Origin of the sequence: Nocardia salmonicida (genome assembly GCF_036142455.1) — a bacterium.
Taxonomy (GTDB): Bacteria; Actinomycetota; Actinomycetes; order Mycobacteriales; family Mycobacteriaceae; genus Nocardia; species Nocardia salmonicida.
Map to the genome: position 1 here is coordinate 6,116,573 of NZ_CP108014.1, position 15,594 is coordinate 6,132,166.

16 protein-coding genes are annotated in these 15,594 nt (G+C 68.0%); 5 read left to right on the forward strand and 11 right to left on the reverse strand.

Going from position 1 to position 15,594, the window contains the following annotated elements; translation table 11 throughout:
- Positions 1-3: 3 nt before the first annotated feature.
- From OHS03_RS28635 to OHS03_RS28655, 5 genes are all read right to left on the reverse strand, one after another.
- Positions 4-552 carry a ferritin gene (locus OHS03_RS28635; RefSeq protein ID WP_056822460.1) on the reverse strand — a complete coding sequence of 183 codons (549 nt, stop codon included), beginning with the start codon at positions 550-552 and terminating at the stop codon, positions 4-6.
- A gap of 83 nt (positions 553-635) precedes the next feature.
- On the reverse strand, positions 636-1,166 hold the full coding sequence (locus OHS03_RS28640; RefSeq protein ID WP_328658333.1) for a ferritin: 531 nt from the start codon (positions 1,164-1,166) through the stop codon (positions 636-638).
- Between the two features lie 9 nt (positions 1,167-1,175).
- Entirely contained in the window at positions 1,176-2,468 is a 1,293-nt protein-coding gene (locus OHS03_RS28645; protein WP_407942419.1) for an LCP family protein, read from the reverse strand.
- 265 nt (positions 2,469-2,733) lie between these two features.
- Positions 2,734-3,510 (reverse strand): CPBP family intramembrane glutamic endopeptidase, encoded by a 777-nt coding sequence (locus OHS03_RS28650; RefSeq protein ID WP_328658335.1) that lies wholly within the window; start codon positions 3,508-3,510, stop codon positions 2,734-2,736.
- A gap of 252 nt (positions 3,511-3,762) precedes the next feature.
- Positions 3,763-4,524: a DUF2470 domain-containing protein gene (locus tag OHS03_RS28655; RefSeq protein ID WP_062991016.1), complete on the reverse strand. Its 762-nt coding sequence runs from the start codon at positions 4,522-4,524 to the stop codon at positions 3,763-3,765.
- A gap of 101 nt (positions 4,525-4,625) precedes the next feature.
- Here OHS03_RS28655 and OHS03_RS28660 point away from each other — a divergent pair, with 101 nt between their 5' ends.
- The 3 genes from OHS03_RS28660 to OHS03_RS28670 all read left to right on the forward strand — a co-directional run bounded on the left by OHS03_RS28660 (position 4,626) and on the right by OHS03_RS28670 (position 6,717).
- Positions 4,626-5,048, forward strand: coding sequence for a hypothetical protein (locus tag OHS03_RS28660; protein ID WP_328658338.1), 423 nt, complete (start codon positions 4,626-4,628; stop codon positions 5,046-5,048).
- Between the two features lie 89 nt (positions 5,049-5,137).
- Positions 5,138-6,052 carry a prephenate dehydratase gene (pheA, locus tag OHS03_RS28665; RefSeq protein ID WP_056822448.1) on the forward strand — a complete coding sequence of 305 codons (915 nt, stop codon included), beginning with the start codon at positions 5,138-5,140 and terminating at the stop codon, positions 6,050-6,052.
- Positions 6,049-6,717: a histidine phosphatase family protein gene (locus OHS03_RS28670; RefSeq protein ID WP_328658340.1), complete on the forward strand. Its 669-nt coding sequence runs from the start codon at positions 6,049-6,051 to the stop codon at positions 6,715-6,717. Before pheA ends, OHS03_RS28670 begins: the two co-directional genes overlap by 4 nt.
- Before the next feature lie 74 nt (positions 6,718-6,791).
- On the opposite strand, the gene OHS03_RS28675 is transcribed toward OHS03_RS28670, so the two are convergent.
- The 6 genes from OHS03_RS28675 to OHS03_RS28700 form a co-directional block, all read right to left on the reverse strand.
- Positions 6,792-7,628 carry an ESX secretion-associated protein EspG gene (locus OHS03_RS28675; RefSeq protein ID WP_062991008.1) on the reverse strand — a complete coding sequence of 279 codons (837 nt, stop codon included), beginning with the start codon at positions 7,626-7,628 and terminating at the stop codon, positions 6,792-6,794.
- Positions 7,625-8,746: a PPE domain-containing protein gene (locus OHS03_RS28680; RefSeq protein WP_328658342.1), complete on the reverse strand. Its 1,122-nt coding sequence runs from the start codon at positions 8,744-8,746 to the stop codon at positions 7,625-7,627. The genes OHS03_RS28675 and OHS03_RS28680 overlap by 4 nt, the downstream gene beginning before the upstream one ends.
- Before the next feature lie 46 nt (positions 8,747-8,792).
- Entirely contained in the window at positions 8,793-9,104 is a 312-nt protein-coding gene (locus OHS03_RS28685; RefSeq protein ID WP_328658343.1) for a PE family protein, read from the reverse strand.
- Between the two features lie 109 nt (positions 9,105-9,213).
- Positions 9,214-9,552, reverse strand: a complete 339-nt coding sequence (locus OHS03_RS28690; protein WP_131816868.1) for a metallopeptidase family protein — start codon at positions 9,550-9,552, stop codon at positions 9,214-9,216.
- 14 nt (positions 9,553-9,566) lie between these two features.
- Entirely contained in the window at positions 9,567-10,634 is a 1,068-nt protein-coding gene (locus OHS03_RS28695; protein ID WP_062991002.1) for a septum formation family protein, read from the reverse strand.
- Positions 10,635-10,670: 36 nt separating this feature from the next.
- Positions 10,671-12,353: an aldehyde dehydrogenase family protein gene (locus OHS03_RS28700; RefSeq protein ID WP_328658346.1), complete on the reverse strand. Its 1,683-nt coding sequence runs from the start codon at positions 12,351-12,353 to the stop codon at positions 10,671-10,673.
- Between the two features lie 56 nt (positions 12,354-12,409).
- Between OHS03_RS28700 and serS the strand changes: the two genes are divergently transcribed.
- Positions 12,410-13,666, forward strand: coding sequence for a serine--tRNA ligase (gene serS / locus OHS03_RS28705; RefSeq protein ID WP_328658348.1), 1,257 nt, complete (start codon positions 12,410-12,412; stop codon positions 13,664-13,666).
- Positions 13,667-13,742: 76 nt separating this feature from the next.
- Positions 13,743-15,575 (forward strand): putative bifunctional diguanylate cyclase/phosphodiesterase, encoded by a 1,833-nt coding sequence (locus tag OHS03_RS28710; RefSeq protein ID WP_235569871.1) that lies wholly within the window; start codon positions 13,743-13,745, stop codon positions 15,573-15,575.
- Positions 15,576-15,594 lie beyond the last annotated feature (19 nt).

The following is a 15,594-nucleotide window of genomic DNA, read 5'->3' on the forward strand; positions in this document are numbered from 1 at the left end:
GAGCTAGACGCTGCCGCCCGCGACCGACGGTGCCCCGGCGGCATCCTTCGGGGTGCTCAGCTCGCGCCACATGAACTCCTCCAGGTCGAACAGGTTCGACCCGGCGCGATCGGCGATATTGAGCAGCGTGGTCATGTGCGCCACTTCTTCGACCTGTTCCTTCAGGAACCACTGCATGAACTGCTCGCCGAGGTAGTCGCCCTCTTCACGGGCGGTGCTCGCGAGCTGCACGATCTGATCGGTGACCGTCTTCTCCTGGGTCAACGCCAGTTCGATCGGCTCACGGGCGGACTCGAACTTCGACTTCGCCGCGTCGATGCCCGAGATCTCCACGGAGATGTCACGGTCCACGAAGTACTGCACGATCATCATCGCGTGATTTCGTTCTTCCACGGACTGGGCGTAGAAGCGCTTGGCCAGCTGCGGCAGGTCGTGGTTGTCGAACCACACCGCGATCGCGATGTACTGGTGCTCGGCATTGAACTCATGCCGGATTTGATCTTGGAGCAGAGTGTGGAACTTGCTTCGCGGGGCTTCCGGATGAATCGACATGGCCGCCACATTAATGCTGGTCATCAGGGGTTGTCATCCAAGTGCAGCCTTATTGAGGGCAGTATTCCCTAACCAAGTATTTCCTAAGTCGCGCCTGCCATTCGGGGTGCGGTGGTATCGACTCGCACCGTCCCGCGCAGTTCACGGCGGATGAATTCCTCGACGTCGAACAGATTGTCCTGCCGGTCGAGCACGGTCAACAGCGTGGTCATCGCGGCGACATCGTCGACCTGCTCGCCCAGGAACCACTGCATGAATTGTTCGCCCAGGAAATCGTTGTTCTCGCGCGCGGCCGCGGCGAGAGCGCTGACCTGCGCGGTGGTGACCCGTTCGCGGTCGAGCAGAAAGGCGATCGTGGCGCGCGGGGAATCGAATTCCGAGCGGACCTCGTCGAGCCCGCCGATCGCGATCGGCACATCGCGGTCGAGCAGGTACTGCACCATGCGCATCGCGTGCCCGTGATTCGACGTCGAACGCGCGTAGGTTTGCCCGGCCAGCTCGGGTAAATCCTGCGCGTCGAAATAGACGGCGGCGGCCAGATACTGGTGCGCCGCGGTCAGACCGGCTCTGACCTGGTCACGGAGGAGTTCGGTGAACGACAGGTTCTCGGGCATACCTCGACGTTACCGCGTCAGCAGCTCCTCTGGGATCTGCTGATCGGTGGCGAGCGCCTCGAAGAAATCAGAGGCCTTGGTCTTGTCCCAGAGCAACACGTTGCCCACGTCGGTGTCGTCGAATCCGCCGATCGGAACGGTGGTGGTCACGGTGTCGCCGCGCATCGCCCAGCCGAGTGCCGCCAGGTTCCAGATGTGATCGCCGTCGTCGACCTTCAGTGAACCGGCGACCCCGGTTGCCATGGGCCACAACGAGAACGGATTCGCGAGGGTGCCCATGCTCGTGGCCTTCTTCAACAGCGCCGCCATGAACATGCGCTGATGATTCATCCGGTCGACATCGGCGTTCGGGGTGGCCCTGGTGCGAACGAAACCGAGTGCTTGCGGGCCCGACAGTTCCTGGCAGCCCGCGGGCAGGTCGAGCCCGGCCAGCGGGTCGACGATCGGTTCGTCCAGGCACATCTCGAGCCCACCCAACGCGTCGACGACACTGGCGAAACCGCCGAAGCCGATCTGCGCGTAGTGGTCGATCCGCACGCCCGTCGCTTCCTCCACCGTTTGGACCAGCAGCGACGCGCCGCCGATCGCGAACGACGCGTTCAGCTTGTCCTTGCCGTGGCCGGGGATGTTCACGTAGGAGTCGCGCGGGAGGCTGACCATGGTGGTCGGGCCGGAGGACGCGATGTGCACCATCATGATCGTGTCGGTGCGTTCGGGTCCGGTGTCGCCGCCGGTCGCGAGTTCCTGCTCCTGCTCGGTGGAGAGGTCACCACGGCCGTCGGAGCCGACCAGCAGCCAGTTGGTGCCGGGGGTATTGCTCACGCGGTCGCTGTAGGAGGGCAGCGCGGTGATACGGGCGAGTGAGTTGTCCAGGTGCACGACCGCGGCGATCAGTCCGGCGATCAACAGCACGACGATCACCATCAGCCACCGGAACGGATGACGTTTGCGCCTGCGCCGGGGCGGCTGCGGCTGCCTGCCCCCGGCGACCGGCGGGGGAGTGCGCCGGGGCGGGAGGGCGTCGTGGTGGGGCACCGGCCGCTGGGTCGGTGCGTGTCTGACCTGCTCACGAGGCGGTCGCGGCGGCGGTGGTGGTGGCTGACGCGGCTTCTCACGCTCGTAGGGCAGCTGCGAATAGGCCAGTGGCTGGTCACCGGAGTTGCCGCGGTGCATCACCTGGGTAGGTTCGATGTGTGACGCGCCGCGTCGAGGCGCCGGGTTGTAGCGAACCGTCGGACCGTCCTCGGGCTGCGGGCGCCGGTCGTCGCCGGGCGGGCGGCCGTAGCGCGGATCCGGAGGCATCGCGCGACCCTGAGGCGGCAGGGGGCGACCTTGTGGGGGCACCGCGGGACCGCCGGGGCGGCCGGACGTCGGCGGCACCCGGCGCCTACGGGGGTCCTCGCGGGGATCGTCGCCGTTCATCACCGTCAAACTCTACTGATCGTGGGGAGTGCGAGTCGGTTTCCGCGCGCTCGTTACTACTGGGATACCCCGCGCGAGGGCCACTGTTAGCGCGAAACGCGGTGATGTGGTGAAACTCGCCGCGACACGCCGTTCACATCAGTGATCATGGCAGCCAGCCGACCCGCCCGCGCAGCACGTTGTAGCCGAGATAGGCGACAGCGTCGATCGTCGCGTGGGCCAGGATCAAGGGCCACAGGCGGTTGGTCCGCTGCCAGTATCGGCCGAAGATCAGGCCCATCACGATATTGCCCAGCCCGCCGCCGATCCCCTGGTACAGGTGATAGCTGCCGCGCAGCAGCGCCGACGCGGCCAGCGACGAGTTCTCCGACCAGCCGAGCCTGCGCAGCCGGGTGATCAGATAGCCCACCACCACCACTTCCTCGGCGACCGAATTCGCACAGGCAGACAAGATCAGGACCGGCAGCCGCCACCAGTGTTCCGACAGCGAACTCGGCACGATGGTGACGCTCACCCCCATCGTGTGCGCGACCAGATACAGCGCGAGCCCCGGCAGCCCGATCACCGCGGCGAGCACGAGGCCTGCCACGATGTCGCCACGCCGGATCCGGGCCAACCCGATCATCCGTGGCGCGATCCCGCTGCGCCACAACAGGTACAGCGCCAACGCCGCCCACGCCATCAGCCGGGTCACCCCGACGAGCTGGAACAGCAGATCGAGGAATGAATTGTTCGACCGCGACGCGTTCAACGCCACGGTCCGCCCACCGACCCCACCCGGCGACAGCGCCGAATCCAGCAGGGAAAGTGCGGCACTGATCCCACTCAACCCGAAGGTCACGAGCAGAACGATCGTGATCTCGACTCGCAGCCCGAACCTGTCCCGCTCGCTCAGCTGGGTATCCGGAGGATCGACGCGCATGCCGCGCAGTGTAAGCAGTGTTGGTCGGCGCGCTGGCGCGCGCGTGTCCGCGGCCCTGAGGGGCCGCCGGTCAGGCACCGTTGCTTGCTCCTTCGTCGCCTACGCAACGGCGCCTGACCGGCGACCCGGCCGCGGACTGGCCACTTCGTGGCCCGCCGCTCCCTAGGGGTCGCGGGTGCGGGGTCGGGAGTGCGGTACGGCTGTAGGCATCGGCGTGGGGAACGCGAAGGATCGTGGGGAAGCGCGAATGATTCAGATGCGGCGCAGGCCGTTCAGGAACGGGCAGCCCGCCAGGACGCGGACCGCGCGGCTCAGCGATTCGATGTCGTCGGCGGGGGTGGGGAAGGGCAGCCGGACGTCGTGGTCGCCGTCGTTGCTCTCGACTCGCAGGGTCAGGCCGTAGCGGTCGATGGCGAGGGGGTGCACGAGGCCGCCACGCAGCCGGGTCGGCAGGTGGCGGGCCAACTGGGCCACCACGTCGGCGTGATCCTCGGACATGTGTTGCAGCCAGGCGCTTTCCAGCTCGCAGAACGGGTCGGCGGTGGCGGCGCGCAGGTCGGCGTGGTCGACGGATTCCGCGCCCGCGGTGTCGGCCAGTACCGCCGAGTTCACCACGATCCGCAGCAGTGTGACGCCGTGGCCGACGTCGAGCAGGCCCGGATGCGGGAAGTCCTTGGCGATTTCGACGGCGAGCGCGCGCTGCGCCTGCTCTGGCACTTGTCGCACCCAGCCGCGCAACCACACCAGCGCCCTGACCGGCTCACGCAGCGGCAGGGGCGCGTGATCGGTGAGTTCGAGGACCGCGGAGGTCTCGTTGGCCGTGGCGGCCAGCGCGGCCGCGAGTGAGGACCCTGGCACCGCGATCACCGCGTCGCCGCACCGGCGCAGGTGGTGCAGCGTGGTGGGGACAGGGTCGATCCCGGGGAGCGCGAGCACCGCTGTCTCGGCGTGAGCGCACGCACTCCGCACCCGCTCGGCGGTGGTCGGCGCGAGGATCGTGGTGGGGCTCGACATGACAACCTCCGCGAACGTTTGATTAGGTAAACCTAAGCTAAGTTACTAACGCCCGCCACGCAAGAGGACACCCCGATGAATCGAGCCGATACGGTGAACGGATGACGCACGACGACCACGGCGACGACCATTCCGCCCCCGCCGCCCCCGTCCTGCTGAGCCTGTCGGCCCCCGCCCGCCGCAGCCTCGTGGCCGACCTGGTCCGCCCCGACGGCAGTTCCCCCGCCCCGGTCGACGTCGACATCCCCGACCCCGACCTCACCGCCTTCCTGGCCGGCATCGCCCACGCCGACCACGGCTTCACCGCCCGCACCACCAGCGGCCCCCGCGCCCTCGCCGTGGTCGCCGGCACCGTCGCGGCGCTCTGCGGCGAAGACATCCCCACCGCCCTCACCACCCCCGACCTCGCCTTCCTGAAGTCGCTGAAGCCCGCCGCGATCGAGGCCACCCGCACCGTCCTGCTGGCCATCGAGACCCCTGACGAACAGGCGATCACCGACGCGCTGCGAGTACTGGACAACTGACCCCGCCGACCGCCACGCGTTAGCTGCCGCACCACATGCCCGGCCTTCGAGTCCGAAAAGCAGTCGGCGCCAGCCGCTAAAGTTGCAGTGTGCCGCGTATAGCGTATTTCGGACCGTCCGGGACCTTCACCGAGATGGCTCTGGCGAAGTTCGAGAACTCGGGGGCCTTCGACGGGCCGGTCGAGCGAGTCGCCGCGCCCAGCCAAGGGGCAGCGCTCGACCTGATCCGGACCGGACAGGTCGACGGCGCGGTGGTGCCGATCGAGAGTTCGGTGGAGGGCTCGATCCCGGCGACCCTGGATTCCCTCGCCATCGGACCGCGTTTGCAGATCATGGCGGAGACCGAGCTCGAGGTGACCTTCACGATCTTGGCGCGCCCCGGAACCGCGCTGGCCGACGTGCGCACCCTGGCCGCCTATCCGGTGGCGGCGGCGCAGGTCAGGGAATGGGTGGCGCGGAACATGCCGGATGCGCGCCCGTTCACCTCGGCATCCAACGCGGCCGCCGCCGAAGACGTGGCGGCCGGCACCGCCGACGCCGCGATTTCGACCGCACTGGCGGGTGAACGACTCGGCCTGGTGACCCTGGCGAGCGGCGTGGCCGATCACGACCAGGCCATCACCCGCTTCGTCCTGGTCACTCACCCGGGCCTCGCACCGGGAGCCACCGGCGCCGACCGGACCTCCGTGGTGCTCGAACTGCCCAACGAGCCCGGTTCGCTGATGCGCGCGTTCGCCGAATTCGCTACGCGTGGAGTCGATCTCACCCGCATCGAATCGCGCCCGACCCGCACCGGCATGGGCACCTACCGGTTCTATCTCGACTGTGTCGGACACATCGATGACCCGGCGGTAGCGGAAACACTGAAAGCCCTGCACCGCACCACCCAGGTCCGCTTCCTCGGATCTTGGCCTGCGACAGCGGCAGTCGGCACACCGCCGCCGTCGGACGAACCGGCCGCAGAATGGTTGACGCAATTGCGAAAGGGGGTCGCGGACCTATGACTACCCGCGCGAAACTGATTCTGGTGCGCCACGGCGAGACCGAGGGCAATGTCGCGAAGATTCTCGACACCGCGGTTCCTGGCCTGCCGCTGACCGAACGTGGTGTGGCGCAAGCGAAAGCGTTCGGCGCCGGGCTCGAGCGAGCGCCCCAGGTGCTGGTGTCGTCGGACGCGCTACGTGCCCGCCAGACCGCAAGCCACATCGAAGAGGCCACCGGCACGCCGGCATACGTCCTCGACGGCCTGTACGAGGTGCAGGTGGGCGAACTGCACGGCCGCTCCGACCGGGAAGCGCACGAAATCTTCCAGCAGATCTATCGCGGCTGGCACCTCGGCGAACTCGACGGCAGAGCCCCCGGCGGCGAATCCGGCCACGAAGTGCTGGCCCGCATCCTGCCCGTCCTCGAGGGCCTGCGCGCGGAGTTCCTGACCGACGACGCCGACGGTGACGTGGTGGTGGTGAACCACGGTGCCGCCATGCGCCTGATCGGTAAGGCGCTGGCCGGGGTGGCGCCGCCGTTCACGACGAACAACCACCTCGACAACACCGAGACCATCGAACTGCTCCCCACCGAAGACGGCGGCTGGGAATGCCTGCGGTGGGGCAAGTTCACCCCACCGTTCACCATTCAGGCCGACCCGTCAGCCGACGACCCCATGGGTTGAACGCTCCGGCTGCGCCTACGGTTCACGGCTGAGTTGTGGGGGCGTTTGGTGGGGCGGTTTCGATGGGGGTGGGCTTACGCCGGGTTACTGGCTGCCGCGGTAGGGAATTCGGTGCGGACCGGGAGGGACTCGATGAGGTCGGCTACCGCGGTGCGTAGGCGGGCGTTGGTGCCGCTGGCGATGGACGACCACTTCACGCCGTCGTCGGCGACGCTGGCGGTGATGATGAATCTGCCTGCGCGCGTGTTGAAGACGGCGATGTGGTTGTCCTGGATGTCGCGGGTGCCGTCACCGTAGGCCACGCCGACGATCTCGGCGTAGGAGTGGATCTCCACCAGCGCCGAAGCCAGTACCTGGGCATCGGTGGTCGGATTGCCCACCGCGAGCAGGCGCCGCGTGGTGGCGGCCGCGTCACCGGTGTCGCCGAAGATCGGCGCCAATTGTTCGGTGGGAGCGTTCATCCCGTACAGCTCGAGCGCTTCGACCGGTCCGAGCGCCTGCAGCACCGCGCCGGGCAGATCGAGGCCGGCGTCGTCGATGACGTAGGACTCCGGCCCGCGCAGGGCGACGACCGCACGGTCGTCGCCCTGCGCCAGGCAGAATCGGTTGACCTGACCCGCCACCACCCACCGCAGCGCGATGATCCACTGCGGCCGGTAGAGCACCCGTAGCCGTTCGGCGAGCTCGGGTGCCACCACCTGGCCGAACAGCAGCTCGCGTTCGGCCAGGGCGGACTGTGCCACGTTCATGGCGGCGTCGTGCGCGGTGACGTTGTCATAGCGGCCCATGGCGTCGAGCACCACGGGCATCTCGTCGAACTCCAGTTTCTCCAGGAGGAACTGCATGTCGTCGAGCGAGAGCACGACGGCGCCGAGCAGCGAACCTCCGCTGCCCGTGCCGAGAACCGTCACTTGGCCGATCCGGTGAGGTCGGCGCCGATCACACCTTCGGCCGCGTAGCGACCATCGGTGAACTCGTCGGAGCGCACGTAGTCGACGCCATCGTGCTCGTCGTCCTCCTCGCCCTTCTGCCGGTTGCCCATCAGCGGGTTGCCGCCGCTGCCGGTGTTGCGCACGGGTGCGCTCTCGACCCGGTTGACGATCGATTCCGACACCGGCGCGCTCGCGGACGCGCTCGCGGCGGGCGCACCCCAGCCCTCGGGCAGCTTCAGCGAGCCCGCGCTGACGCCACCGAGGCTGGCCGACGTAGTGGCCATGCCACCGACCGCGGCACCAGCGGCACCGACACTCGCCATGGCAGGAGCGACGGCGGCACTCGCGGGCGCGGTGGCCGTAGCTGCCGAGATCGCGGAAGCGCCGATGTTGCCGGCCGTGCTGACACCGCTGGTGAGCACGCCGCCCGCGGTGTTGGCCGCCTGAGTGGCCGCGCTGACCACACCGGGGTTGGAAACGAAGGCCTGCGCGGCGGCGACCGCGGTCTGCAGCGGATCGCCACCACCGAAGTCGCCCTCACCGGCGGAGCCCGCACCGCTGGCGATGGCGGGCGGCATGGTGAACTCGCTGGGTACGGCGACGGTGGCCGAGGTGGCGGCCTCGTAGGTCTCCATCACCAACGCGGCGCGGATGTCCATGGCGTTGCGCGCGACCTCGGCGACCTCGAAGGCACCGGAGACGACACCGGGCGGGTTGGCCGAGGCGGCCACCGCGCCGTTGGTGGCGATGATCTCGGGCAGGCTCGGCATCGCGATCGACGCGACGGTGTAGGCGGTGGCGTTGGCCGCGCACTTGGCGCTGATCGCCGCGGCCGCGATGCCTTGCTGGCTGGCCCAGCCCGCGAACGGGGCCAGACGGGCGAGCACGGCGATACCGTTGACGCCCTGGAGGCCGACACCGACCTCCGCGATCACGCGCGTGATCGTGAAGGCGGCGTCGCCCCACGCGGCGGCCAGCCCGCCCCACGAGGTGGCCGCGGCGCTGATCGGGATCGCGTGTGCGCCCGTATTGAGGGTTGTCGAGTTCACTTCGGCCATACGAGGCAGCCAGAACACCCCGGTGATCCCTGCGGTCATGCTTGTTTCTCCCCTGAGTAAATGATCGTCGACAGGATCGGTGCGACTACACCTGGATGGCGTTGATCGTTGCCCCGCGGACCACGTCTTCCCCGATATGAGTGGTCAGCTGCGAGCGCAAGGTCGCGGCCGCGTGATGCAGCTCGAGGATCGCCTGGGCGACCGAACCGTCGTGCTTGCCCGCCGCGGTGTTGAAGTGGGTCGCCGCGAGCAGCGACACCTCTTCGGCGCCCGAGGGCAGCACGTGCGTGGTCGGGCCGGCGAGCCCGGCCGCGATGGCGAGACGCTCGGCGAGCAGATCCAACTCCGCGGACGCGGCGAGGACGATTTCAGGTGCAACGAGAACGTGTCCAACCATGACCCGACTCCTTCTGGTGGCGGCTATCGGGAACCACGAGAATTCCCCCTACGAGTACTAGGACGCGAGAGCGGGTCATTCGGTTCCATCGATTCCCCACCCAGTTTCGCTAACCCCATCCCAGCTCATGCAACCGGTCGTCGTCAATCCCGAAATGGTGTGCTATTTCATGGATCACGGTGATCGTGACTTCTTCGACCACCTCGTCGTCGGTGTTGCAGATGTCGAGAATAGCTTCTCGATAGATCGTGATGGTATCCGGCAACGATCCGGCGTAATAGCTGTCGCGCTCGGTGAGGGCGACCCCGTGGTACAGCCCCAGCAGCGACGGTTCCTCGTCGTTTCGGGGCTCCACCAGCACCACAACATTGTCTATGGCACTGGACAGCTCAGCCGGGATCTGGTCGAGGGCATCACTCACCAACTCCTCGAAACGCCACTCCGGCATCCGCTCGGACAACGTCACCTCGGCTGGGGCTGCGGTGGCAGTGGCGCGGCGCCCGGCAGCGGGGCCGGAGTGGAGCGTCCGGTGTTCGGCGGGGGCACCGGGGCCTGGCCGTCGATCAGGATCTCACCGCGAGCCGAGCCGACGATGGGCGCGAAACCCTCACGGTCAGCGCCTTTTCCGAGCCAGCAGTCCAGTTTGTGGCTGCCCGCGAGCCAACTGGCGGGCTCCAGATAGTCGAAGAACAGGGTCAGCGTCTTGTTGCGGATGGCGTCGGGGCTGCCGAGGTAGTCGCCGGAGAGCCGATTGCATTCGGCCTCGACGAACTTGTCCTGATCGGCTTCCGACGGCGGCCCGCCGGTGAAGGCGGTGGACAGGTCGACGGTGCCGACGATCTCCACCGAGTGCGGTTGGGCGCAGTCGATCGGGTCGGTCGGCAGGTTCTGATTGATGCCGAGGCAGGTACCGGTGGCATGGATCTTGGACTGATCGCTGTCGGCCAGGCTGCCGGTGGTGGCCGGGCTCGTGGCGGTGGCGGCGACCTGGACGCCGCAGCGCAGGGTCCGGTCGCCGTGTTGCCAACCGGCCGGGCTCGGCGACATCACATTCACCATGAACTTGCCGCGCGGATCGAATCGCCCGCCCAGATACTTCTGGACAGCGGTCACGCAGTGCTCGTCCCGCAATTCGGTCATGCGCAGTGAATCGGGGTGACGGGTGCCGTCGGCGAACTCACGCCCGGGATAGGCGCTGAGGTCGATGACGCCCGCCACTTCGAACAGGTGCTTGTCGCCGCAGCCGACCTTCACCAGATCGCTTCGGTCGGGTCTCGACCAGGTCAGACAGTCGCCCTGCGCCGCGTTGCTGAACTCTTTGTCGCGTACGACCGGTTCGGCACCTGGCTGGTGCGCTTCCACCTTGTCGGTGTCGAAGCCTGTCACGGTCATGGTGACCATGGCCGCGATCACCGCCCCGAGGGCGCCTATCAGCAGCCCCCAACGCAGTTTCGTCGCGGACAGGTGCAGGGCGCCGCCGCGACTGGGCGCGGCGGGTCCCTCGGCTGGGTTGCTCTGCTTCTTCGACATCGTCGACGAGTGTATTTGTCGTGGCGGGCCGCCGGGTCAGCCCCGCAGAGCTGACACGAAGATGCCCGGGATGCGGCGCAGTTTGCCGTCGCCGTAGAAATCGGTCAGTTTGCGTCCGGTGGCGGTGCCGGTCTTGTTCGAGACGAACCACGGCGGCTTCGGGGTGAGGGCGAATTCGCCGCGCAGAATCGAGCGCGGAGCGGGGCGGAAGGGGCCGCGGACCACGGTGCGCTCGACGTCGTCGAGGAGGAAGGCGTTGTGTACGACGCCGATACCGCTCTGGATGTCGTCGAGGGTGTGGCCGGGGTAGGCGCCCCAGCTGGCGCGCGGGGTCAGGAACGCGAGACCGGTCCAGGCGTTGAGGGCGACGGTGCCGTAACGCAGGTTCTCGATCGCGGTGTCGAGTTCCGCGCCGAGCGTGGCGATCGTCGCGGGGTCGGCGATGATGTTGGCGCCCAGGGTGCCCATCAGCTCGTCATTGGCGAAATCGACCGCATTGCTGAGGAATTCGGCCCCGGTGCCGGGCAGTTCGACCACGCCGAGAACGGGCGAGAAGTACTCGGTGCGCAGCAGGGGAGTGTCGCCGGCGGGCAGGTTCTCGACCAGCAGCCGGCCGTTGGCGCGGGCGGCGTCGGGGTAGGACTCGAGTGCGCCCGCCACGCGGTTGTCGCTGCCCGGGTAGTAGGCGGTGCGCGCGGGAGCGTTGTCGATCGCGGCGCGCAGTTCGGTGAGGAACTGTTCCTTGAGCGGCCAGTCCGCGGCGAGCACCACGGTCTGCGCGGCGACACAGTTGTAGCCGCCGTTGTGCAGGCGCTGGGTGGCCACGTGCTCGGCCTGGAACTTCAGATCGGCGGCGGCCCAGTCGCCGGGAACCACGATGCACGGCGCGACACCGCCGAGTTCGCTGGTGATCGGCTTGTCCAGGATGGGCTCGCCGGTCTTGTCGGCGCCCGGCCCCCACACGATCGCGTCGTGAGTCGGCGCGCCGCCGGTCATGTGCACGTGCGCGACGAGCGGATGGTTCACCAGGTAGCCGCCCTCGGGGGCCCCGCCGGTGAGGATGCGCACCACGCCGAGCTCGATGAACGGTGCGAAGATCGCCTGGAACACCGGCAGCAGCGGATCGGTGATCGGGTTGAGCTTGAGCGCGACGACGCGGTTGTTGGCGTAGAGCTCGTAGAGGGTGTCCAGCGGCGCGATCGACATGATGTTGCCCGCGCCGAGCACCGCGCCGACACCGTTGGTCTTCGCGGGATCGCGCTGGGCAAGGCCCGCCTTGCGACGCGCGGTCGCGGCGTCGACACCGGGCTTGAGCCACACATCGGCGCTGAATCCGCTCAGCAGCAACTTGTCGTAGATGCCGTGGGGCAGTGCGGGCACGGCTACGCGGCCGCCGGGGGCGGTGACGAGTTCGACACCGTCGAGCGGGCTCGTGCCCTTTTCGAGAGCGGCCATCGACTCACTCAGCGCCTGCGCACCGGCGAGCATCGTCATCGGGCCCGACATCCACTCCTCGCCGAGCAGCGGGCTGTCGGCATCGAGTTTCTTGATGGTGCGGGCGGCGGCGACCCAGGCCTCGGCGTCGCGGGCGGTGAGCGCGTGCAGTTCGTCGAGCAGTTCGCGGCGGCGACGCAGGTCCGTCGCGGCCCAGGTCTTTTCCCCTTGGGTGAGATCGGCGAGCGCGGTATCGATGACAGCGGTGTCGAAAGAGGTACTCACACCCCAACTATGCCCCTTGTACTGCCCGATTGGCACTTCAACTAGGCTGTTTCCTCATGATCGACCTCCGATTCCTGCGCGAGAACCCGGAAGCCGTCCGTGCCTCGCAGCGGACCCGCGGTGAGGACCCCGCGCTCGTCGACGCCCTGCTCGAATCCGACGCCGCGCGTCGGGCCGCCGTGGCCACCGCCGACAACCTGCGCGCCGAGCACAAGGCGATGGGCAAGGTGATCGGCAAGGCGAGCAAAGAGGAGCGCCCCGCGCTGCTGGCCGCCGCCACCGACATGTCCGCCAAGGTCAAAGAGGCCGAACTCGCCGAGGGCGCCGCCGACGCCGAACTCGACGCCGCGCAGCGCGCCATCTCCAATGTCGTCCAGGACGGTGCGCCCGCGGGCGGCGAGGACGACTATGTCGTACTCGAAACCGTCGGCACCCCACCGGTTTTCGACTTCGAGCCCAAGGATCACCTCGAGCTCGGCGAGTCGCTGCACATCATCGACATGGAGCGCGGCGCGAAGGTGTCGGGCTCGCGGTTCTATTTCCTCACCGGCTACGGCGCCTTGCTGCAGATGGGCCTGTTGCAGCTGGCCGCGCAGAAGGCCGTCGCCAACGGCTTCACCATGATGATCCCGCCGGTGCTCGTGCGCCCGGAGATCATGGCCGGTACCGGATTCCTCGGCCAGCATTCGGCCGAGGTCTACCACCTCGAAGAAGACGACCTCTACCTCGTCGGTACCTCGGAGGTGCCGCTGGCCGGGTACCACTCGGGGGAGATCCTCGACCTCAGCGCGGGCCCGAAGCGGTACGCGGGCTGGTCGTCGTGCTTCCGCCGCGAGGCCGGTAGCTACGGTAAGGACACCCGCGGCATCATCCGCGTGCACCAGTTCGACAAGGTCGAGATGTTCGTCTACACCACCCCTGAGCAGGCCGATGCCGAGCATCAGCGGCTGCTGGCCTGGGAGCGCGAGATGCTGGCCGCCATCGAGGTGCCCTACCGGGTGATCGACGTGGCAGGTGGCGATCTGGGTAGCTCGGCGGCGCGCAAGTTCGACTGCGAGGCCTGGGTGCCCACTCAGCAGACCTACCGCGAACTCACCTCCACCTCGAACTGCACCACCTTCCAGGCACGCAGGCTCTCGGTGCGCTACCGCGACGAGAACGGCAAGCCACAGGTGGCGGCCACGTTGAACGGCACGCTGGCCACCACACGCTGGATCGTGGCGATCCTGGAGAACCACCAGCAGGCCGACGGTTCGGTGCGCGTGCCTGCGGCATTGGTCCCGTTCGTAGGCACCGAGGTACTGAAGCCGTAAGATGCTCATTGTTTGCTGACGTTCATTTGGCGGATGTGGCAAACACCCTGACCCATCAACATCTAGGCTGGTGCTCGTGCGAGGAATCGGGGCGCGCGGCGATACCCGAACCCGGGTGCGGGCGGCATCGGCGTTGGCGACGGCAAAGGTCATGGCCAGGACAACGGGGGCGTTCTACGTTCTCGGTGGTGTCCTCGGCCTGATGATCACTGCCGTCGCACCGGGCGACGACGGTAATCGCGCTGTTGTCGGTACCGCGGCGGCCATCTCGGTCCTGCTCGGGCTCACGATGCTCGCGTGGGGCCCCCGGATGCCGCACGGCCTGCATCACGTCTACCTCGCCACCGCGACCGTGCTCGTCGCGATCGCGGTCTACGACTTCCCCAATTTGGTCGGCGCCATCACCCTGGCCTCGTTCTTCGTGTTCGTGGCCTGCGACGCGGCGCTGTTCTTCGCCTGGACCCAGGCCGCCGCGCATATCGGTTTCGCGATGGTGCTGTGTCTGCTGGTGTTGCCCGCGCGCGGGTTGCCGTGGTGGTCCGGGCTGATCCCCGCCGGTGTCACCTTCGGCGCGGGCGTGGTGGTCGGCATCCTCACCAGAATGGCGTCGGAAGCCGACATCGACGTGCTCACCGGTCTGCTCAACCGGCGCGGCTTCGAGAAGCAGCTCAACCCGGCGATCGATGCGGCCAGTCGCGGCGGTCAGGGCATGGCCCTTGTGCTGGTGGACCTCGACCGATTCCAGAAGATCAACGACCACCTCGGCCATCGCGCGGGCGACGCCGTCCTGCAGCGGGTCGCCGACACCTGGCTCGACCTGCTCGCGCCCGGTCAGGTGCTGGCCCGTTTCGGCGGCGACGTGTTCGCGCTGCTGTTGCCGGGGACCACCGAGCAGGCCGCGATCCTGCTCACCGAACAACTGCGTGCCGCGGTCACCATGGGCTGTTCGGCCGGTGTCACCTCCTGGCAACCGGGCGAGTCCGGTTCGCTGCTGGTCAGCCGCGCCGATGTCGGTCTGTATCGGGCCAAGCAGGCGGGCCGCAACCGCACGGTGCTCGAATCGTCGCGTCAGCTTCCGCTGGCGGTGGAATTGCGCGAGGCCATCGATCGCGGTGCGCTCGACGTGCACTATCAGCCGATCGTCAGCCTGACCGAGGACGGCGGCCAGGCGGTCGGCGTCGAGGCGCTGCTGCGCTGGTCGTCGAGCGCGCAACCCGAGGTCACCACCGAGGGCCTGATCCGCGTGGCCGAGGAATACGACCTCATCTCCGATCTCGACGAGTTGGTCCTTCGCCGCGCCTGCGCCGACGCCGCCCGTCTCCAGGAGAGCTTCGCCTCGTTGAACCTCACCCTCAACGTGAATGTCTCCGGCCTCGAACTGGCCGAGACCGAGTACGCCGAGCGGGTCGCGACCATCCTGTCCGATACCGGCTGGCCCGCCGACCAACTCGTCCTCGAGGTCACCGAGAGCGAACTGGCCGCGGAATCCCAGACCGCGATCACCAACCTGCACACCCTGCGCGACCGTGGCGTGCGCATCGCCATCGACGATTTCGGCACCGGGTACTCCTCGCTGAGCCGCCTCGCCACCATCCCCAGCGACATCCTCAAGGTCGACCAGTCCTTCGTCGCCGCCATCCGCTCCGATTCCCCCGCCCCGCCGCTGCTGAGCGTGATCGCCGCCCTCAGCAAATCCCTCGACTTGCAGGTCATCGCCGAGGGCGTGGAAACCGAGTACCAGGCCGCCGTTCTCACCGAACTCGGCTTCGCCCTCGCCCAGGGCTACCACTACAGCGACTCGCATCCGGTCTCCGAACTCATCAACGACCTCAACGACGGCCGCCCCCTGGTCGGCACCACCGACGACGATGATTCCCTCGCTGCAAACGGCTGGATCCCGCTCGGATAATCGCTTGACCCGGCCGGTC